General features: G+C 60.5%; 19 protein-coding genes and 1 pseudogene. 12 read left to right on the forward strand and 8 right to left on the reverse strand.

From position 1 onward, the window contains the following. Positions 1–9: 9 nt before the first annotated feature. The 3 genes from ALTERO38_RS02465 to ALTERO38_RS02475 all read right to left on the reverse strand — a co-directional run bounded on the left by ALTERO38_RS02465 (position 10) and on the right by ALTERO38_RS02475 (position 3,982). Positions 10–1,305 carry an NAD(P)/FAD-dependent oxidoreductase gene (locus tag ALTERO38_RS02465; RefSeq protein ID WP_159967144.1) on the reverse strand — a complete coding sequence of 432 codons (1,296 nt, stop codon included), beginning with the start codon at positions 1,303–1,305 and terminating at the stop codon, positions 10–12. Between the two features lie 60 nt (positions 1,306–1,365). After that, positions 1,366–1,539: a DUF3094 family protein gene (locus tag ALTERO38_RS02470; RefSeq protein WP_148925194.1), complete on the reverse strand. Its 174-nt coding sequence runs from the start codon at positions 1,537–1,539 to the stop codon at positions 1,366–1,368. Between the two features lie 151 nt (positions 1,540–1,690). Further along, positions 1,691–3,982 carry a DUF1631 domain-containing protein gene (locus ALTERO38_RS02475; RefSeq protein ID WP_159967145.1) on the reverse strand — a complete coding sequence of 764 codons (2,292 nt, stop codon included), beginning with the start codon at positions 3,980–3,982 and terminating at the stop codon, positions 1,691–1,693. A 330-nt stretch (positions 3,983–4,312) separates the two neighbouring features. Here ALTERO38_RS02475 and nadC point away from each other — a divergent pair, with 330 nt between their 5' ends. Beyond that, the gene (gene nadC, locus ALTERO38_RS02480) at positions 4,313–5,161 is read left to right on the forward strand and encodes a carboxylating nicotinate-nucleotide diphosphorylase (RefSeq protein WP_159967146.1); all 849 of its coding nucleotides are present in this window, start codon (positions 4,313–4,315) and stop codon (positions 5,159–5,161) included. Positions 5,162–5,199: 38 nt separating this feature from the next. On the opposite strand, the gene ALTERO38_RS02485 is transcribed toward nadC, so the two are convergent. After that, the gene (locus ALTERO38_RS02485; protein ID WP_159969621.1) at positions 5,200–5,631 is read right to left on the reverse strand and encodes a YhcB family protein; all 432 of its coding nucleotides are present in this window, start codon (positions 5,629–5,631) and stop codon (positions 5,200–5,202) included. Between the two features lie 246 nt (positions 5,632–5,877). On the opposite strand from ALTERO38_RS02485, the gene ALTERO38_RS02490 reads away from it, so the two are divergent. The 3 genes from ALTERO38_RS02490 (at position 5,878) to zapE (ending at position 9,152) form a co-directional block, all read left to right on the forward strand. After that, positions 5,878–6,507, forward strand: a complete 630-nt coding sequence (locus tag ALTERO38_RS02490; protein WP_159969622.1) for an alpha/beta hydrolase — start codon at positions 5,878–5,880, stop codon at positions 6,505–6,507. Positions 6,508–6,544: 37 nt separating this feature from the next. Further along, positions 6,545–7,903: a tryptophan--tRNA ligase gene (locus ALTERO38_RS02495; protein WP_159967147.1), complete on the forward strand. Its 1,359-nt coding sequence runs from the start codon at positions 6,545–6,547 to the stop codon at positions 7,901–7,903. A gap of 154 nt (positions 7,904–8,057) precedes the next feature. Then, on the forward strand, positions 8,058–9,152 hold the full coding sequence (zapE, locus tag ALTERO38_RS02500) for a cell division protein ZapE (protein ID WP_148925944.1): 1,095 nt from the start codon (positions 8,058–8,060) through the stop codon (positions 9,150–9,152). A 64-nt stretch (positions 9,153–9,216) separates the two neighbouring features. Here zapE and ALTERO38_RS02505 read toward each other — a convergent pair whose 3' ends face one another. Further along, the gene (locus tag ALTERO38_RS02505) at positions 9,217–10,209 is read right to left on the reverse strand and encodes a GlxA family transcriptional regulator (protein ID WP_102836973.1); all 993 of its coding nucleotides are present in this window, start codon (positions 10,207–10,209) and stop codon (positions 9,217–9,219) included. A gap of 167 nt (positions 10,210–10,376) precedes the next feature. On the opposite strand from ALTERO38_RS02505, the gene nfi reads away from it, so the two are divergent. The 7 genes and pseudogenes from nfi (at position 10,377) to ALTERO38_RS02535 (ending at position 15,819) form a co-directional block, all read left to right on the forward strand. Further along, positions 10,377–11,087 (forward strand): deoxyribonuclease V, encoded by a 711-nt coding sequence (gene nfi / locus ALTERO38_RS02510; protein WP_159967148.1) that lies wholly within the window; start codon positions 10,377–10,379, stop codon positions 11,085–11,087. An 84-nt stretch (positions 11,088–11,171) separates the two neighbouring features. Continuing rightward, entirely contained in the window at positions 11,172–11,723 is a 552-nt protein-coding gene (ampD, locus tag ALTERO38_RS02515; RefSeq protein ID WP_159967149.1) for a 1,6-anhydro-N-acetylmuramyl-L-alanine amidase AmpD, read from the forward strand. A 24-nt stretch (positions 11,724–11,747) separates the two neighbouring features. Further along, positions 11,748–12,584 carry a regulatory signaling modulator protein AmpE gene (gene ampE / locus ALTERO38_RS02520; protein WP_159967150.1) on the forward strand — a complete coding sequence of 279 codons (837 nt, stop codon included), beginning with the start codon at positions 11,748–11,750 and terminating at the stop codon, positions 12,582–12,584. A gap of 1,194 nt (positions 12,585–13,778) precedes the next feature. Further along, positions 13,779–13,985, forward strand: a pseudogene (locus ALTERO38_RS21670) (HAMP domain-containing protein); the annotation flags it as partial. A gap of 150 nt (positions 13,986–14,135) precedes the next feature. After that, positions 14,136–14,840, forward strand: coding sequence for a methyl-accepting chemotaxis protein (locus ALTERO38_RS21675; RefSeq protein ID WP_372239396.1), 705 nt, complete (start codon positions 14,136–14,138; stop codon positions 14,838–14,840). A 95-nt stretch (positions 14,841–14,935) separates the two neighbouring features. Further along, a complete protein-coding gene (locus ALTERO38_RS02530) occupies positions 14,936–15,454 on the forward strand; it encodes a DUF5872 domain-containing protein (RefSeq protein WP_148925187.1) in 519 nt (172 codons plus the stop codon). Beyond that, positions 15,451–15,819 carry a DUF3140 domain-containing protein gene (locus ALTERO38_RS02535; protein ID WP_159967151.1) on the forward strand — a complete coding sequence of 123 codons (369 nt, stop codon included), beginning with the start codon at positions 15,451–15,453 and terminating at the stop codon, positions 15,817–15,819. The genes ALTERO38_RS02530 and ALTERO38_RS02535 overlap by 4 nt, the downstream gene beginning before the upstream one ends. 62 nt (positions 15,820–15,881) lie before the next feature. Here ALTERO38_RS02535 and ALTERO38_RS02540 read toward each other — a convergent pair whose 3' ends face one another. From ALTERO38_RS02540 to ada, 3 genes are read right to left on the reverse strand one after another with little or no spacing between them, the layout of a single operon-like run. Next, entirely contained in the window at positions 15,882–16,664 is a 783-nt protein-coding gene (locus ALTERO38_RS02540) for a TatD family hydrolase (RefSeq protein ID WP_178114564.1), read from the reverse strand. Between the two features lie 41 nt (positions 16,665–16,705). After that, positions 16,706–16,951: a hypothetical protein gene (locus ALTERO38_RS02545; protein WP_159967153.1), complete on the reverse strand. Its 246-nt coding sequence runs from the start codon at positions 16,949–16,951 to the stop codon at positions 16,706–16,708. Between the two features lie 51 nt (positions 16,952–17,002). Beyond that, complete coding sequence (gene ada / locus ALTERO38_RS02550; protein WP_159967154.1) at positions 17,003–18,040, reverse strand: bifunctional DNA-binding transcriptional regulator/O6-methylguanine-DNA methyltransferase Ada; 1,038 nt, start codon at positions 18,038–18,040, stop codon at positions 17,003–17,005. 158 nt (positions 18,041–18,198) lie between these two features. Here ada and ALTERO38_RS02555 point away from each other — a divergent pair, with 158 nt between their 5' ends. Then, positions 18,199–19,089, forward strand: a complete 891-nt coding sequence (locus tag ALTERO38_RS02555) for a PA4780 family RIO1-like protein kinase (RefSeq protein WP_102836963.1) — start codon at positions 18,199–18,201, stop codon at positions 19,087–19,089. Positions 19,090–19,110 lie beyond the last annotated feature (21 nt).

Consider the following 19,110-nt stretch of genomic DNA (forward strand, 5'->3'; position numbering starts at 1 on the left):
CTGTGGAAGTTAATGCAACTTGAGGCGCGGCACTGTGCTGGTGCTGAGTTTGTCCCCGATCATCATCAGGCCGGTACGAGCGACGCCGTACAGTGCGATCTGGTGCATCCGATACAGGGACACATAGAACATTCGTGCCAGCCAGCCTTCCAGCATCACGTTGCCGGTGAGATTGCCCATCAGGTTGCCTACGGCAGAGAAGCTCGACAGAGAGATCAGCGAGCCGTAATCGCGATAGCGGTAGGTGGGCAGGTCCCTGCCCTCAAGCCGCCGGGCGATCGATTTGGCGAGCAGTGACGCTTGCTGGTGCGCAGCCTGCGCTCGTGGGGGTACGTTGCGGTCACTGTCCGGTTGCGGACATGCAGCGCAATCGCCGAAGGCGAAAATGTTCTCGTCGCGAGTGGTCTGCAGGGTAGAAAGGACTTGCAGCTGGTTGATCCTATTACTTTCCAGCCCGTCTATCTCTTTCAGAAAGCTTGGCGCCCTGATGCCTGCTGCCCAGACTTTCAATGTGGCTGGGACGAAGTGGCCATCTTTGGTGTGCAGCCCTTCATCGGTCACTTCACTCACTGCGGCGTCAGTCAGTACCGTAACGCCCAAATCTCTCAGCGTCTGGTGCACTGGCTGGCTGATCCGTTCCGGCAACGCGGGCAGCACCCGCGGCCCTGCCTCAATAAGCGTGATGTGGACGTTTTCAGGCTTGATGCCAGTCAGTCCGTAGGCGGCGAGCTCACGCGCGGCGTGGTGAAGCTCGGCGGCAAGCTCGACGCCAGTTGCGCCAGCGCCGACGATAGCCATGTTGATGGTGCCCTGGTGGCCTTCGCTGGCGTGGGCGCGCATGTAGTGGCTCAGCAGTAGGCGGTGGAAACGCTCCGCTTGCTCGCGTGTGTCGAGAAAGATGCAATGCTCGGCGGCGCCCTTTGTGCCGAAGTCGTTGGTCGTGCTGCCAACTGCGATTACAAGCGTGTCGTAGCTCAGTGTGCGAGCCGGCACCAGTTCAACGCCGTGGTCGTCGAATGAGGCGGCAAGGTGAACGCATTTGCGCTCACGCTCCAGGCCGCTCATGCGGCCCATCTGGAATTCGAAGTGGTTCCACTTTGCCTGCGCCACATAGTTGAGCTCGTCAGCCGACGAATTCAGCGAGCCTGCGGCCACTTCATGCAGCAAAGGTTTCCAGATGTGGGTCAGGTTGGCGTCGATCAATGTAATGCGGGCCTTGCCACGCTTGCCCAAGGTTCTACCCAGGCGGGTGGCAAGCTCCAGGCCGCCAGCGCCGCCGCCGACTATTACGATGCGATGTGTCATGGAATGAACTCATAAGGCTTTGCGGGATTCGGTTTGGCGCCTTGGTGGTGACCATGTTAGTCACAGGACCAGGCGACTCAGGAGGCGGCTCAGCAGGCCCAAGCCGAGCACCGTTACCAGGACCAGCACAAGGAGCAGCCAGGGGCGGAAGGGCCGGCGCTCGACTTGGTGCTGAGGTGCGTTGAGATAGTGGTCAACGCGCTCCTGGTCTTCGGGTTTTAGGCGGCTGGGCATACGCACCTCGAATGGGGGATGCAGGCATTCTAGCGGCGCAGGGGCAAAAGCCAAGCAAGACGCTGCCTGGGCATTGGCTCTCGGTTGGCAGATTGACGGGAAGGGGAGAGCTACTGACTACAACACTAGGGTGGGGAGCAGCCCCTGGACCCTAGCGGCCGTTGTTGTTCTTCAGGCTCCGAAGATTGCCAATCACCGACTCAAGGGCGCGATCAAACAGCAACGCGTCGTTTAGCAGGCGTATGGCGCCGCGGCGGAACTCTATCGCCAGGCCCGTGCGGGTCTTTTCCAAGACTTTCATACCGGTGCGGTTGACGAAGATGTATTTGCCCGTGGGTTTGATCACCGCAGCAAGCTTGCAGCGGAGCTTGTGCTCTTCGTCTTCCTGGAACTCGACCCAGCTGCCGACTCTCAGGTTATCGACCTGCGTCAGTGCTTCGTCGTTATCGTCCAGATCTATTTCCGGCTCATGTTCGCGGGTTTCACCTGGGGCGAGGAGAACAATCTCCTCGTTAACCTCGATCATCGCCTGGTTTGCCGCCTGATTGGCGGATTCTTCGCGCGGTGGCAGCACAAGCTTCTGTTCGCCTGCGACATCGCCCTGATCGAGCAGTTCGGTGGCTGGAGCGGGATTGGCCGGCTGGTTCAGTTGCTGCAATGTCTGCACATGCAGCGCTTCGAGACGAGTGAAAAAGTCGCTGGTGGAGAAAGGGTCGAACGCCGCGCTGACCAGGCCTTCTCGAAGGTTCTTGAGCAAGCTTGGTACCAGCTCCAGCAGCTGTGCGCGCGACTCGACGTCTTCGTGAGGGGCGACGCTCCAGATCAGGTCATCCATGGTCGCCAGCGCGGCCTGCCACTGTTCCGACTGGGTGCCATGCTTCAGGCAGGTCAGTAGCAGAACCTTGCTCCACGCCTCTTGCAGCAGACGGACAACCACCTCGGGTAGCGTTTTGCCAAGCAGGCGCTGATTGAGCGCATGTTCAACCTCCTGGCGGGCCATTTCGGCCTTGGCGCGACCTTCCTCGGCGTCTCTTGTGCGCTGCTCCAGCAGTTCGCTCCGGCGTCGCTCGTCACCAGTGAAGGCGAGGAAATCGGCGAGCAGTTCGGAGAAGATAGCAGGGTCATCGACGAAATCGTTCAGTAGCCGAGCCACAATCTGCTCGATCTTCTGATACAGGCCCTCACGCTGGACTTCGTCCTGATCGGCCCAGCCCATGGCGGCTGAGGCGATCTCGTTGAGCAGGCGTCGGGCTGGGTGGCTGCCGCGGCTGAAGAAGGTCTTGTCCAGAACCGCTACTTTCAGGACGGGGATCTGCAGCCTTGCGATCAGTGCCTTGAGCGAGTCGGGGAGGGTGCGGTCGTCGAGGATGAATTCGAACAGCATCGATACGAGGTTGATCACATCCTCATCGACTTCACCAACTACACGTGACTTGCCGCTCTTGGCGCTGACGCGGTGTAGCAGTTGCTCAAGCTGACCTTGGAGGTCGAATTCATCGACCTGCTGCGGAGCACGTGACTGCAGATGAGAGAGCAGCCGCATCAGGTCATTGCTGGAGATCGGGATGGCGTCGCTGGGCAGGTTGCGGGCAGGTAGCGCACTTCCGCGCAGTTCTGACAGCAAGGCTTGCAAGTTTCCGAATGCTTCCTGCACGCCGCTGTCGGCGTAAGCGGGTGCATCGCCAAGACCTGTTCCGTGCCTCGAGGCGCTGCTTCCTGGTGTAGTTGGGCGATTCGGCGAACGGCGCGGCTGAGCTGATTGCAGCTCCGGCAGGACGTTAGCCGCGACCAGCACCTGATTAGATTCGGCATAAAGCTGCTCAAGATCTGTCAGCACGTAGCGCTCGAACAGTTTGAGAATGATCAGCTTGACCTTGATCTCGACGCCCAGGCTTCGGCAGGCTTCGAGAAAGTACTCGCAGAGTTGCTGAGGACCCAGGGGGTTGTTCTTGTCGTCCAGCTTTTTGCTCACCAGCACATTTATGCGGGTGGTGAGGTGGCTGAGTGACTGGCTGGTGCGACTCATCACCTTGGCAACCATGGTGTCGATCGCAACGGACTCTTCCAGTTCGTCGTTCTGCACCAGTGCCAGGTTTTCAAAGGAGGCTTCTGGCTCTGCCGGCTTGCCGATCTCGTATTGGTTAAGTTTGGAAAAAGACTCGAAAACCTGCTGCAAGAAGCTGCGCTCGATGCCGCGGCGCTTCATGCGCAGGTCCCGCATCGCTTCAAAGAAGGCGTTCTGTTCGGCGTTGCTCGTAGCGCGGTCCGCTATCTCGAAAAGCGAGTCGTCGGCATTGTCGAATAGCGTCTGCAGCGCCAGGCGCAGTTGCTGAGCGGCTTTGTCACGCACACTGATGAGTGCGACAGGCAATCTGCCTGCCGCTGAATTCTGCTTTTGCTCAGGGGCAGCCTTGAGGTGCACCACTTTCGCATCAGTTCGCATTGGAACGCTCCGGTCGCCTGCTTTCAAGGCGCTCAACAACACTTGTCAGGCCGCTGATAGTGAATAGAGGGCAACGGCTAGTAAAGTAGTGGCATATAGCCATTTCCATGGCGCCAATCTATCGTCTGATTATAGGCTTCTCGTTCGGCAATGAATTCCGAGTTCTGTCTTGGACATGATGCAGCTCACAGATGCTCACGGAAAACCTCTGAACTGCAAGAAGCCTTGCAGATTATAGGGATAAATCCATATTTTGCTGAGACGTTCCCCTTCCGCTGCGACAGGTCAAAGCTCGCCGTATACTTTCGCCCAATTTCATGGGAGCTCTTCGTGACCAATCTCACTCTTGCGGATCTTTCCGCCGAAATCGAATCCAACGTCCGCCGCGCACTGGCCGAAGACGTAGGCACTGGTGACATCACCGCGCAATTGATTCCTGCCGAGCGCCTCGCCCAGGCAAAAATCATCACGCGAGAGGCGGCTGTTATCAGTGGCACTGCATGGGTCGATGCCGTGTTCCGACAGCTGGACCCGCGGGTGGCGGTGCATTGGCGCGTGGTCGATGGTGAGCGAGTAGACGCAGACCGCGTGCTGTTCCATCTGGAGGGGCCTGCGCGCGCACTTCTCAGCGGCGAGCGTGCAGCGCTGAATTTTTTGCAGACGCTGTCGGGGGTTGCGACCCGTTGCCGACAGTATGCCGACCTGGTCGAAGGCACCGGCGTACGGCTGCTCGATACACGCAAGACTATTCCCGGGCTGCGTATGGCGCAGAAGTACGCCGTTACTTGTGGCGGTTGCCACAACCATCGGGTCGGTCTGTACGATGCTTTTCTGATCAAGGAAAACCATATCGCCGCCTGCGGCGGGATAGCAGAAGCCGTTGCGGCTGCGCATCGCATTGCTCCGGGAAAACCCGTAGAAGTCGAAGTAGAGAGCCTGGACGAGCTGGAGCAGGCGCTCCATGCAGGAGCTGACGTCGTTATGCTTGATGAGCTGAGTCTGGCTGATATGCGCACCGCAGTAGGCATAACAGCGGGGCGGGCAAAGCTGGAGGCGTCAGGAGGGATAGATGACGGCACCCTGCGTGCGATTGCCGAGACCGGTGTTGACTATATTTCCATCGGCGCGTTGACCAAGCATGTGCGGGCGATTGACCTGTCCATGCGTCTGACGCAGTAGCGCAATAACGAGGCGGCACTGAGTGCCGCCGGTCAGCCTTAGTGTTTGCTTTTCAAACCGAAGTTTTCATGCAGCGTGCCCGGTACATCCTCGTCTTTGGGCGCGTAGTCCTTCGGCGGCTCGGTGAATGTCGGTGAACTGAGGCGCTCGCGATGGCTGTGGTTTTCTTCGCTGTGCAGCGCCGCGAGCAAGCGTTGGCGAGTCTGCTCGTCGAGCGCCAGCTTGTCCGCACCTTCGGATAAGTGATCCTGCATGTCCTGATAGCTGTTGGTCAGCTTGCGTAACAAGCTGGCCGTGGTATTGAAATGGGTAACCACTTCGCTTTGATAGGTATCCAACCGTTCCTGCAGTTCGTCCACCTGACGTTGCGTGCTATTCGGTGCGCTGTTTCGCGCAATCAGGTAACCAATGACGATGCCGACGATCACGCCGACGATCGGGAGCAACCAGGTCGCGAAGGTCTGTTCCACGAATACTTCCTCTATAAAAACGGCTGTGCTGTTCAGCGGCGAAACCTTGCGCTGGCGGTCGGGCAGGGCGGCTGTCGGGCCGGGACGCAACTGCTTTTGCGCGGGCTGCACCGCCTGATGCGGTGGTTTTTCCACGGCTTGATACGTTAACGTCTCGTTCCTGCCCTGTATACCGCAACGCGATATGCGATCACTACGCAGGTGCAAGCAAGACGAGCCAACTAGCCCCAAGGTCACGGAGTTACCCTGTTGAAACGCGAAAACCCCATTTCCATAGAGGGACCGGCCGGCGCGCTGGAAGGATTGTATTTCGATCAGCCCGAAGCATGCGGACTGGCGTTGATCTGTCATCCCAATCCGGTCAAGGGAGGGACCATGCTGAACAAAGTGGTCTCGACCTTGCAGCGCACCGCCCGCGATGCCGGCTATGCAACGCTGCGTTTCAACTTTCGCGGTGTCGGTGGCAGCGCCGGCAGCCACGACATGAACATGGGTGAAGTTGAAGACGCCGAAGCCGCCCTGGTCTGGCTGCGGTCTCAGTATCCCGAGCTGCCGCTCACCCTGCTGGGCTTCTCTTTTGGAGGCTTCGTTGCGGCTGCGTTGGCCGGCCGCATTGAGGCGCGCGGCGAGTCGCTGGAGCGACTGTTCATGGTGGCGCCCGCGGTATCGCGGCTGTCAAACCTGCCCCTGGCCGAACGGTGTGCACTGACCATTATCCAGCCCGACGACGATGAAGTGATCGATCCAGCCACGGTGCATGCGTTTTCAGCCGAGCTTCAGCGCCCCCACGAGTTGTTGAAAGTGGCAGAATGCGGGCACTTTTTCCACGGCAAGCTGGTGGAACTCAAGGACCTGGTTGCGCCGCGGCTGGGCTGATTCCGGCCAGGCCGCGCTGACTGATCGAGAAGACCGAATGAAAACCCGAATCCTCACCGGTATCACTACCACGGGCACACCACACCTGGGCAACTATGCTGGCGCCATCCGGCCGGCCATCGTGGCCAGCCGCGAAGCCGATGCCGACTCGTTCTATTTCCTGGCGGACTACCATGCGCTGATCAAGTGTGACGATCCGCAACGGATCCAGCAGTCGCGTCTTGAGATCGCAGCCACCTGGCTGGCGAGCGGGCTGGATGCGGAGCGCGTAACCTTCTATCGCCAGTCGGACATCCCCGAGATTCCCGAGCTGACCTGGCTGCTGACCTGCGTCGCCGGCAAGGGCTTGTTGAACCGGGCGCACGCTTATAAGGCATCGGTAGACAAGAATGTCGAGAAGGGTGAAGACCCGGACGCCGGGATCACCATGGGTTTGTTCAGCTATCCGGTGCTGATGGCCGCAGACATCCTCATGTTCAACGCACACAAGGTCCCGGTCGGCCGCGATCAGATTCAGCATGTGGAAATGGCCCGGGATATTGGCCAGCGATTCAACCACCTGTTCGGCAACGGCAAGGAGCTGTTTACCGCGCCCGAGGCGCTGATTGAAGACAGCGTTGCAACCCTGCCCGGCCTCGATGGCCGCAAGATGTCGAAGAGCTACGACAACACCATCCCGTTGTTTGGCAGCGCCAAGCAGCTGAAAAGCACCATCGCTAGGATCGTTACCGACTCCCGGCTGCCTGGCGAGCCAAAGGATCCGGACGACTCTCACCTGTTTACTCTGTACCAGGCGTTTGCCACGCCGGCTCAGCTGGCCGAGTTCCGTGCCGAGCTGCTGGGCGGGCTTGCCTGGGGCGAAGCCAAGCAGCGGCTGTTCGAACTGCTGGATAACGAGCTGAGCGAGGCCCGTGAGCGTTACCACGCGCTGATGGCGCGTCCTGGCGACCTGGAAGACATCCTTCAGGCTGGCGCTGCCAAGGCGCGCAAGGTGGCGACGCCGTTCCTCGGGGAATTACGCGAGGCGGTCGGGCTGCGCAACTTCCGCAGCGATGTGACAAGTGCCGCGCCGGCAAAGAAGAAAGGTGGCAAGACTGCCCGCTTCGCCAGTTTCCGTGAAACCGACGGCAGCTTCCGTTTCCGCTTCTTCGCCGCGGATGGCGAGGAACTGTTGCTGTCCCGCGGATTCAGCGATCCAAAGGCTATTGGCGTCGTCACGCAGCGCCTGGTCGCGCAAGGTGTTGACGCGCTGGAACTCCGTGCCGATGAAGACGATCAATTCAGCTTGTGGCTCGACGGCGAATGCCTTGCCGACAGCCCGAGCTACGCTGATGAGCAGTCGCTGGAAGCAGCCATGTTGCGACTGCGCCAGGCGTTGGCGACATTGATGGCTTAATTGCCGGCAGATACGCCGACCGCTAGCCGGTCGGCCGGATGCATCCGGTATCCCGTTTTCACTCGAGGCTGAGCGCTTGAACGATCTGCGTAAATTGCCAACCACCGAGCGCGCGGCTAAAGTGTCGGCCCCGTTTCACTACCCAGACCCCGCCATGACCCCTCTTGAGCGCTATCAGGCAGACCTGAAACGTCCCGACTTCTTCCATGATGCAGCCCAGGAAACTGCGGTCCGTCATTTGCAGCGTCTATACGACGATCTGGTCGCAGACGACCGCACGAAGACCGGGCTGATGGGCAAGCTGTTCGGCAAGAAGCACCAGGAGCCTGTGAAAGGCCTGTATTTCTGGGGCGGCGTTGGCCGCGGCAAGACCTATCTGGTCGACACCTTCTTCGATGCGCTGCCATTCGAACAGAAGACCCGTACGCACTTTCACCGCTTCATGAAGCGCGTGCACGAAGAGATGCGCACACTCAAAGGTGAGAAGAACCCGCTGACCATCATCGGCAAGCGCTTCGCTGACGAGTCGCGGGTGATCTGCTTTGACGAATTCTTTGTCTCGGACATCACTGACGCGATGATTCTCGCGACACTGCTCGAAGAACTCTTCAAGAACGGTGTCAGCCTGGTCGCGACGTCCAACATCGTGCCAGACGGACTCTACAAGGATGGTCTGCAGCGTGCGCGCTTCCTGCCAGCGATCGAGCTGCTGAAAAAGCACACCGAAATCGTCAACGTCGACAGCGGCATCGACTATCGTCTGCGCGCGCTGGAGCAGGCTGAGCTCTATCACTTCCCGCTCGACGCCGAAGCCGAGCAGAGCCTGGAGAAGAGCTTCCGCAGCCTGTTGCCCGAGCAGTGCCGCATTCAGGAAAACGAGGCGCTGATGATCGAGAATCGCGAGATCGTTGCGCGCAAGGTTGCCAGCGGCGTGGCCTGGTTCGAGTTCCGCGAGCTGTGCGACGGTCCGCGCAGCCAGAACGACTACATCGAGCTGGGCAAGATCTTCGATGCAGTGCTGGTTTCCAACATCGAGCGGATGGACGTCTCCAAGGACGACATGGCCCGCCGCTTCATCAACATGGTCGATGAGTTCTACGACCGCAACGTCAAGTTGATCCTCTCCGCCGAGGTCGAGCTCAAGGATTTGTATGCTGGTGGGCGCCTGGAGTTCGAGTTCCAGCGCACGCTGAGCCGCCTGCTGGAAATGCAGTCGCACGAATACCTGGCGCGCCCACATAAGCCCTGATCCCGTCAGGCGACAGGAACGGCAAGTCTGCGCCCTGGCGTGACTTGCCGTTTGTGTTTATGGCTCAAGCGATTTTGTGGCGGTACTGCTGCCGGTACTGATTCGGTGACAGTTCGGTGTGCTGGCGGAACAGTCGGGCAAAGAAGCTTGCATCGTCGTAACCCACTTCATAGCTGATCGTCTTGATGCTCTTGCGGGTGGTGGAGAGCAGGGTCTTTGCCGTTTCGATGCGCAAGCGCTGAAGGTAGTGAAGTGGCTTGTCGCCGGTCGCTGTCTGGAACCGTCGCATGAAGTTGCGAATGCTCATGCCATGATCCCGCGCCACGTCTTCGAAGCGAAATTTCTCCGCAAAATGCTCTTCAAGCCATTCCTGGATCTGCAGAACGCGGGTGTCCAGATGCAGCTTCTGCCCGCCAAAACCAATTCTGCCCGGGCTGTAGTTGCGCCGAACCTCGAACAGGATGTCTCGCGCCATGCCCTGAGCGATATGTGCGCCGCAATAGCGCTCGACCAGATGGATGTACAGATCGCAGGCCGAGGTGGTGCCCCCCGCACAGTAGAGATTGTCGCTGTCGGTCAGATGCTTTTCCTGGGTAAACAGCACGCGCGGAAAGCGCTCCACAAATTCCTGAGCGAAGCGCCAGTGAGTGGTGCTCTCGCGGCCGTCGAGCAACCCCGCCGCAGCCATCCAGAAGGCCCCGCTGGCCTCACCGCAGATCGCGCTACCCGCCGCATGCCGCTCCTGTAACCATTGCGACACCTGTGGATAGCGTTGGCTGATGGCGTCGAAGTCGCCCCAAAACGCTGGCAGAATCACTGCATCTGCGTCATCCAGGGCGCCGTCCACTTCAATGCGTGGGCCGCTGAATGTATTGACCGCAAGACCGTCCGGGCTGACCAGTGAGGTCTCGAAGGCGGGGTTGAGGTCGAGCCCCAGCTGCTTGCCATAACGCAGGCTGGCCATGTGAAAGAAGTCTTTGGCATGCAGCAGGGTGGATGCGAACACTCCGTCTGTAGCCAGAATGCTGATGCGTTTAAGGGGGTGGTCGGTGAGCATGCGAGATCAGGCTGTTCCATTGTTATTGTTTGGGACAAAGCAGGGTAAAACTGCCGCAGTCCGGCGGGAGCGTCTTATTTTTTTGCCTGACTGTCCAGTCCCAATCATGAATGGATCGTGGAACCGTACCTTCGGTTGACCGTCTGAACACGCAGAAGAGGGCCATCATGACTGCACACACACCGCAAACACGTGCCGAATTCTGCGGCTGGGATGGAAGCACCAGTGCAGCGCGCGAGATCCAGAATCAGCTGGCGAAGAAGGTTGTTTTGACCGACGACTTCGGTCCCTTAAAGCTGGTCGCCGGCGTCGATGTCGGCTTCGAGGATGGCGGCAAGATTACCCGTGCCGCGGTCGTTCTCCTCGATGCCGAAACCCTCGAGCCATTGGGCCACGCACTGGCAAGAATTCCGACGTGCATGCCCTACATTCCGGGGCTACTGTCGTTCCGCGAGCTGCCTGCCGTGCTGCAGGCGCTCGACTCTCTCGGTCAGACGCCCGATCTGATCTTTTCCGATGGGCATGGCATTGCGCATCCGCGGGGGCTTGGCATTGCTGCTCATCTGGGTGTAGTTACCGGCCTGCCGACCATCGGCGTGGCGAAAAAAATCCTCACCGGGCTTCATCAGCCGCTCGGCGAGCAGCGCGGCAATCAGGTCGACCTGCTGGACAAAGCAGGAAAGGTGATCGGCACGGTTTTACGCAGCAAGGATAAGGTTCGCCCTCTGATCATTTCGCCGGGCAACCGGGTCAGCCTGGAAAGCGCCCCGCAATTGGTCATGCGTTACGTCACCCGCTATCGACTGCCTGAGCCGACGCGCCTGGCCGATCGTCTGGCCTCGCGCCGTGATGAGAAGCGCGTGGCCGTCAGTAAGTGATGGATCCGGAATAGCCTGGCCGCTTGCAGCGGGGCAGCTGCAGGCGCTAGCCTGCAGGCCTCCGTTCAGCCAGGTTTCGCCGCGATGCAGTTGGATCATGCGACAGGATGGTGCCGAGGCATTCGCCATTGCCCTTCGCCCAACTTCAACCTGCGTCCGGACGGCGAGATTTCGCTGCTGGTCATTCACAACATCAGTCTGCCACCGGGCCAGTTCGGAACCGGAAAGGTCCAGCAATTCTTCCAGAACTGTCTGCCCTGTGACGAGCACCCCTTCTTCGGAGAAATAGCGAACCTGCAGGTGTCCGCGCATTTCCTGATCGAACGTGACGGCGCGATTACCCAATTCGTCTCCTGCCTCGATCGCGCATGGCACACCGGTGTGTCGTGCTTCGGTGATCGGCAAAGCTGCAACGATTTCTCCCTTGGTATCGAGCTGGAGGGCACCGACGAAATGCCGTTCAGCGAAGCCCAGTACGACAGCCTGACTTCTCTGTGTCGTCTGCTTCAGCAAGCCTATCCGGCAATCACGCCGGAGCGGGTTTGTGGCCATAGCGATATCGCGCCGGGTCGCAAGACCGACCCCGGCCCCGCATTTGACTGGCAGCGTTTGCGCACCGCTTCGATCGTGGCGTGAAACTGCCTTGATAGGATTCGACAGATGATTTTTCTCGTGGTGTTCTTGGCGCTGGTCATCGATAAGCTCACCGATTGGCGTCGCGTGGTACAGGATGACGGGCCTTGGCTGCGCTTGCTGGGGCGGGTCGAGGGCGGTGCGGGGACGGCTTATGGGTCATGGCTGAGCCTGTTCTTTCTGGTGCTGCTGCCTGTGCTGTTGCTTAGCATGCTGTTGCTGGCGCTTGAGCCGCTTGCCTATGGCTGGCTAAGCCTGCCTCTGCACTTGCTGGTGTTGCTCTACAGCCTGGGCCGCGGTCAGGGCAAACGTGAGCTCGGGCCGTTCCGCGATGCCTGGCGTCGTGGCGATGACGAAGCCGCTGCGCTGGTTGCCGAACGTGATTTGGGGCTCAGCGCGACGGACGCTCCGGGCCTGTTGCGTGCTGTGGAAGCACAACTGCTCTGGCGCAGCCATCAAGGCTTTTTTGCGGTGATCTTCTGGTACGTGCTGCTCGGTCCCGTCGCGGCGCTCGCCTATCGGCTGTTGGCGTTGACCATGGATCACGCGAAGGCCGAGGCCGTACGCGAGCGGGCCAGCCAGTTCAGGCATGCCTTCGACTGGCTGCCGGTGCGGGTTCTGCTTGCCAGCTTCGGCTTGGTCGGCAATTTCGTCGCTGCCAATCGCGCCATGCTTGAGGACCTGTTGCACTGGGGCGTGCCAGCGCCACAGTTGCTGGCCAAGGTCGGTCCCGTGGCGGCGGACCTTGAAGAGTCTTACACGGGGCAGGCGGGCATCCTGAGGCTCGACAGCCTTGCCGCCTTGCTGGTGCGTGCTCGCATCCTCTGGTATGCGGCAATCGCGCTGTGGATTCTCTTTCTCTAACGCGTCAATAACGCCCAGCGCGAGCTGCGGACGCCCTGCATAAGTGTGGTGGATATGCCGGAATCGGCGTGTCTTCTGCCAGTTGTCGGGGTGTCACTCTGCCATTACCTTAAGTTACACAAGCCCCGTCCGATATCCCGTATAAGTTTTCTCGCACCATTCTCTGACGAGCCCTGCCGCAGCCTCGACGCTGACGGCAATACAACAAAAATTGGGAGACGTCTTTTGAAAAGTCTGTTGTATCCGGCTATCGCCCTGATGAACCGTCTGAGCTTCGGCATGAAGTTCAGCCTGATCAGCGTTCTCTTTTTCGTCCCCATGCTGTTGACCAACTTCTATCTGGTGCGCGATTCGTACCAAGAGTTTGTAGGCACTCGCACTGAACTGCGCAGCCTGGAACTACTGGGCACGGCGTTGCAGCTGCGCCGGGAAATGGAAGACTGGAAAGATCTGGTCGAGATCGAAGGCATCATCGGCCAGACCGGTGAAGTGCAGGCGTTGGTAACACGCCTGGCCAATGCCGAACGAGAACTTTCCGCCAGGATGCAGAACCTGACGCCGGTCAGCGACAACCCCGAGCAGGTCGCCGAATTCACCCAGCGTCGAGATGAACTGGACGCCGCGCTGCGTGAAGCGCAGTCGCAGCAGTCGCTGCAGGCCAAGGCGGCGATGGCTCGTGCGTTGCTGGGCAAGGCCCAGGTTATGATCAAGCTGATCGCTAGCCAGTCGGGCCTAAGCCAGGACAGTCAGCGCGATGTGCGGCTGCTCTCCGAACTGCTGACCTCGGCGACGCCGTCCATCACTGCCGCGCTCGGTGAAGGTCGGGCAGTGGGCTCCTATACCTTTGGCCAGGGTTACCTGAACTCCGATGCCAGCAACAAACTGGACGACCTCTTGCTCGAGCTGGAGAAGCAGCAGGCGCAATACGCTGCCCAGCTGCAGGATGTGCTGGGCAGCAGCCCTGCCGCGCAGCGCCAACTGGATGCTCAGGCGACGGCAAGTCGCAACTCGCTGCAGTCGAGCAGCGACATCTTCCAGGACCAGGTGATCATGGCTGAAGCCCTGGATCAGCCATGGGATAAATTCTACGACCTGATCAGCGCCGAGATGGCGAAGACCTATGCGCTCAATGACGCCATTCTCAGCTTTCTTGACGATGAGCTCGAGCAGCGCCTCGAGCAGAAACAACTGCTGATGGTGCTGCTGCTGACCGCGCTGGCGTTGGTTTTTGTGCTCGTCGTTTACCTCTACAGCGCGTTCTACATATCGACTCGTGCGTCGTTGCGCAGCCTCGGCGCGACCATGGATAAAGTGGCTGCCGGCGACATGACGGCACGCTTCAAGGTGCAAAGCCGCGACGAACTCGGTGAGCTGGGCCAGGTGTTCAACGAGACCGTTTCGAAGATCCGTGAACTCATCGAGCGCGTCGGGCACACGGTGGGCGAGGTGGAGCGTCAGGCTTCGCGCGTCGAGACTGTTTCCGGCGAGAGCAACCAGACGGTGTCCGAGCAGCGCGGGCAGATCGAGCAAGTTGCCACGGCAATGAACGAGATGTCAGCGACTGCGCAGGAAGTAGCCACCAGCGCCGAAGCCGCAGTGGGCAGCGCGCAAAGCGTCAACGACGAAACCGTCAGCGGTCGTACCCTGGTCGAGGCGCAGGTGAGCGGCATTGGTCTGCTGGCTGCCGAGATCGAACAATCGGTCACCGTGATCAATCAGCTGGCAAGCGACAGCAAAGCCATCAGCCAGGTGCTGGATGTCATCAAGGGCGTGGCAGAACAGACCAACCTGCTGGCGCTCAATGCCGCAATCGAGGCGGCGCGCGCAGGTGAGCAGGGTCGCGGCTTCGCTGTTGTGGCCGATGAAGTGCGCAGCCTGGCCAAGCGCACTCAGCAGTCCACCGAAGAAATCGAGCAGATGATTGGCCGCCTGCAGGGCGGGGTCGGCGCAGCAGTCAAGACCATGCACTCCAGCCATTCGATGGCAGAAGAGACCGTAAGCCAGTCGGCACAGGTTCAGCAGGCGCTCGAGAACATCCTTGGCGCGGTCGGTGTCATCGTCGATCAGAACCAGCAGATCGCCGCGGCCGCGGAGCAACAGACCGCTGTCGCCCATGACATCGACCGCAACATTGTCGCGATCAATGAGGCTGGGCAGCGCACCGCCGAAGGCGCAGGCCATACCGAGCAGGCGAGTCGCGAACTCACCGAATTGGTTGGCCGCCTGCAGCAATTGATCGGCGCGTTCCGCGTCTGATCCTCTCTCCGTTTGGCGCTTAGCCGCTCATCGGCGTTGTTGAACAGCGCCTCCTGCGCCCGGGTCTGCCGAACAGGCAAACCCGGGAGTGCGTCATGTCCAGCACCGCAAAGAAAACCGATCCGAAGCTATGGGAGCAGGTGAAGCGGGAAGTCACCGACGGCGACAAGGGCGGCGAGCCTGGCCAGTGGTCGGCGCGCAAGGCCCAGTACGCCGTGCAGGAATACAAGAAGCGCGGCGGCGGCTATGACGGCAAGAAAACCGCCGACAACCACTTGCGCGAGTGGACCCGCGAAGACTGGGATACCAAATCCGGAAAGCCGTCCGGGGAAACCGGCGAGCGCTATTTGCCCAAGAAGGCTCGCGAGTCAATCAGCGACGACGAATACGCCCGAACGACGCAAAAGAAACGAGCCGATAGCCGTCGCGGGCAGCAACACTCCAGCCAGCCGGCCGATGTGGCGCGCAAGACCAGCCGCGGGCAGGAGCCAGCACTTAGCGGGCTGAACAAGACCGAGCTGGTGCGCCGCGCTGCTCAGCGCGGCATTCGTGGACGATCAACGATGAAGAAAGATGAGTTGGTTGCGGCGCTCAAGCGCGAGGGCGAGCAATGAACGAGCTGAGTGACGAGGCCAAGCGAGACGTTCGCGATGAATTCCATCGGGTGGTCAATATGTCGCCAGCCAAGCTCCGCGATTGGCTTGAGAGCGAGACCAGCCGCAGCGTTGGCATGACTTCTGGCGGTGAAAAGGTCACCGCCTCGGATGATGGCGAGGCGGTAGGGCACGCCATGGGTGAGCGTATCCTCGCGCTCAAGGCAAAGCGGCAGGCTGAACTGGGCGAGGACGATTACCAGGCCATGCGCAAGGTTATCGGTTATGTCCACCGGCACCTTGCTCAGCGTCCCAAGGCGGACATTCGCGACAGCCGCTGGCGTCATTCGCTGATGAACTGGGGACACGACCCGCTAGAGGACTGATTAGCTGTCTGGATCGGAGCCCAGCGCTTGCCAGCTTTCTGCCCTCGGCTTCGGCCAGCCGATTAGCGGTTCCAGCCAAACAGCTCGCAGCTGTTGCGGTAACTGGCATCCGCCAATTCCTCAGGGCTGATGCCGCGCAGCTCCGCCAGCTCGCGACAGATGTCAGGGAGGAATTCAGGGCTGTTGCGCTGGCCGGCGTGGCTGTGGGGCGTGATGTCCGGGGCGTCGGTTTCCAGCACGATGCTTTCAAGCGGCAATTGTTGCAGCACCCGGTGCATTCGATGCGCCTGGGGCCAGGTTCCCGCGCCGCCCAGTCCAAGTTTGTAACCCAGCTTGATGTATTCGCGGGCTTCTTCCCAGCTGCCGCTGAATGCATGGGCAATGCCGGTGCGCTTGAGCTTGTAACGCTTAAGGGTGGCGATCATCTGCGCATGAGCGCGGCGGACATGCAGCAGCACCGGCAGCTCGAACGCGTTGGCTAGCTCGAGCTGCGCTTCAAGTAGCTGTTGCTGCCGGTCCTTGTCCGGGTCTTCGATGTAATAGTCGAGGCCGATTTCCCCAATTGCGCAGAGCTTGTCCTCGCCGCGCAGGCGTTGAAGCCAACCGCGCAATGCGTCGATGTGTTCTGGTCGGTGGTCCTGTAAGAACACGGGATGCAGCCCCAGCGCGGCATATACGGCCGGCTCATCCAGCGCCATCTGCCAGACCCTGTCCCAGTTCGCTTGATGCACACCGAGCACCAGGACCCGCTCGACACCTGCGCTGGCGCAGCGGGCCAGTACCTCTCCGCGGTCGGCATCGAAGGGGTCGAAGTCGAGGTGGGTGTGGGTGTCGATCAGGGGCACGGCAGTCATCTCCTTGTTTTAGCAGTTTGCAGCGGCGTGGTTCAGCGGTGCGCTTCTTCTTCGATCTGGATGTCGCTGACGCCCAGCTCGGCCATCCGGCTGTGCTCGCTGGCGCGTTCCGGGATTTCCCAAGGCGCGTCGACGCTGGCGCGCGGCTCTCTGACGTGGTGCAACAAGATTTCCAGTTCGGCCTGCTCTAGTGCAGGCGCTTCGAAGGCGCTCAACGTCAGGGACGCCGGCTCGCCATTGATCAGGTAATGGATGCGGTAGCGCTTCAGTTCGGTCATGGCTGGTCTCTCTTGCGGTGGCATGTACTGCATGCGACCGCTGAAACCTCGTCAGGCTCCCGATTCATCACGCTCTGATTCAAGCAGGGCAGCCTTGCGCTCGACACCCCAGCGGTAGCCGGTCAGTGCCTGGTTGGCACCGACAACGCGATGGCAGGGCACCAAGAGCCCGACCGGATTGCTGGCGCAAGCACGGGCCACGGCGCGCGCATGGCTGCCAAGGTTCGCCGCCAACTCACCGTAACGGCGAGTCTCACCAGGCGGAATGCCCTGCAATGCCTGCCAGACCCGTTGCTGGAAGGCGCTGCCACGCAGGTCCAGCGGTAGTTGGGCAGCTCGGCTCGGCTCCTTCAGCTGAGCGACAATTGCCTTCAGCCATTCGCCGAGCCCGGCCTGATCAGGCACCAGCTCCGCCGCCGCGAAACGTGACTGCAGATCGTCGAGTAGCGCTTGTTGTTCATCGCCGAACAGCAGGGCACAGATGCCCTTGTCGCTGGCAGCCACCAGCAGCAGTCCCAACGGACAGGCGCTGGTGGCGTAGCGCAGGGTCTCTCCGGCGCCTTTACGTCGGCGCTTAGCCGGGCTGAGTGCTGCAGTGTGCTGATAGACACCACGCGTGCTGCCGTAGCCGGCGTCCAGTGCGGCACCGAGTACTGTTTCGGCGTCTGGCAGCTGCATCTCAAGCCGCTCGCGTCGGCGCGCTGTGGCCCAGGCGCGCGGCGTCAGGCCGGTTCGTGCTTTGAAGGCACGAGCCAGGTGCGAGGAGGACAGACCGATGCGGCCGGCCAGCTGATCCAGGGTCATCGGCTCAGGACTTTCATCCAGCAGCCGGCAGGCCGCCACCACCAGCTCGTCGAGCTGCTCAGCGAAACTCTTGCCCTGGGGGGAGCAGCGCCGGCAAGCCCGGAAACCCGCAGCCTCGGCCTCGTGGTTGTGTCTGAAGAAACTGACACCTTCCCGCTTGGGGCGACGCGCCGGGCAGCTGGGGCGGCAGAAAATATGAGTCGAGTGCACGGCAAACACGAAGCGCCCATCGAAGCTTGGATCGCGATTGCAGAGCGCTTGCCAGCAGTGGTCGAAATCGAGCATTGGGAGGCTCCGTGGGTGAAGGATTCCGATTGTCCGCCCTGGCCGATCCCGATGCCAATCCACAGTGCGCTTTCAAACTTGCGGGCGAACATGGAAGCCCGTTCGCGATTGCCGTAACCTGCAGATCTGCATAGCCAAAAAGGGTCTGTAAGCCGCTGATGAAAACGCCAAAACGACTCGAGCCGTTGGTCGAGGATGGGCTGATCGACGAAGTGTTGCGCCCGCTGATGAGCGGCAAGGAAGCAGCGGTTTATGTAGTGCGCTGTGGTGACGAGCTGCGTTGCGCCAAGGTCTACAAGGAAGCCAACAACCGCAGCTTTCGCCAAGCCGTCAAATATCAGGAGGGCCGCAAGGTCCGTAGCAGCCGCGATGCGAGGGCCATGGCCAAGGGTTCCAAACACGGGCGCAAGGAAAAAGAGGAAAACTGGCAGAACGCTGAAGTGGCCGCCTTGTTCAGGCTGGCAGACGCTGGCGTGCGCGTGCCTAAACCGTACGACTTCCTCGATGGCGTGCTTCTGATGGAGATGATCTCAGGCGAAGACGGCGATGCCGCGCCGCGTCTGAACGACGTCGATCTTCACCCTGACGATGCACGTGAATTTCATGCCTTCATGATCGGCGAAGTGGTGAAGATGCTCTGTGCCGGCCTGGTGCATGGCGACTTGTCCGAATTCAACGTGCTGCTCGACGAGCATGGCCCGGTCATCATTGACCTGCCACAGGCGGTAGATGCGGCGGGCAACAACCACGCCTTTGAAATGCTCGAACGGGACGTTGGCAACATGTCGGCCTATTTCGGCCAGTTTGCGCCCGAGCTCAAATTCACCCGCTACGCCAAGGAAATGTGGGCGCTGTACGAGGACGGCAAGCTGACGCCGGAGTCCGAGCTGACCGGTGAGTTTGCCGAGCCGGAAGATGCCGCCGACTTAGACGCTGTGATGCGGGAGATCAAGGCGACCCTGGCCGACCAGGCGCGTAAGGAAGCCTTGCGTAACGCAACGGATGAGCCCAGCGATGAGCCGCCGACACCGCCATGGATGCGTAACTGAACGGTGAGCGATGGTGTGCGG

Origin of the sequence: Pseudomonas sp. 9Ag, from assembly GCF_902506445.1 — a bacterium.
Taxonomy (GTDB): domain Bacteria; phylum Pseudomonadota; class Gammaproteobacteria; order Pseudomonadales; family Pseudomonadaceae; genus Stutzerimonas; species Stutzerimonas stutzeri_AB.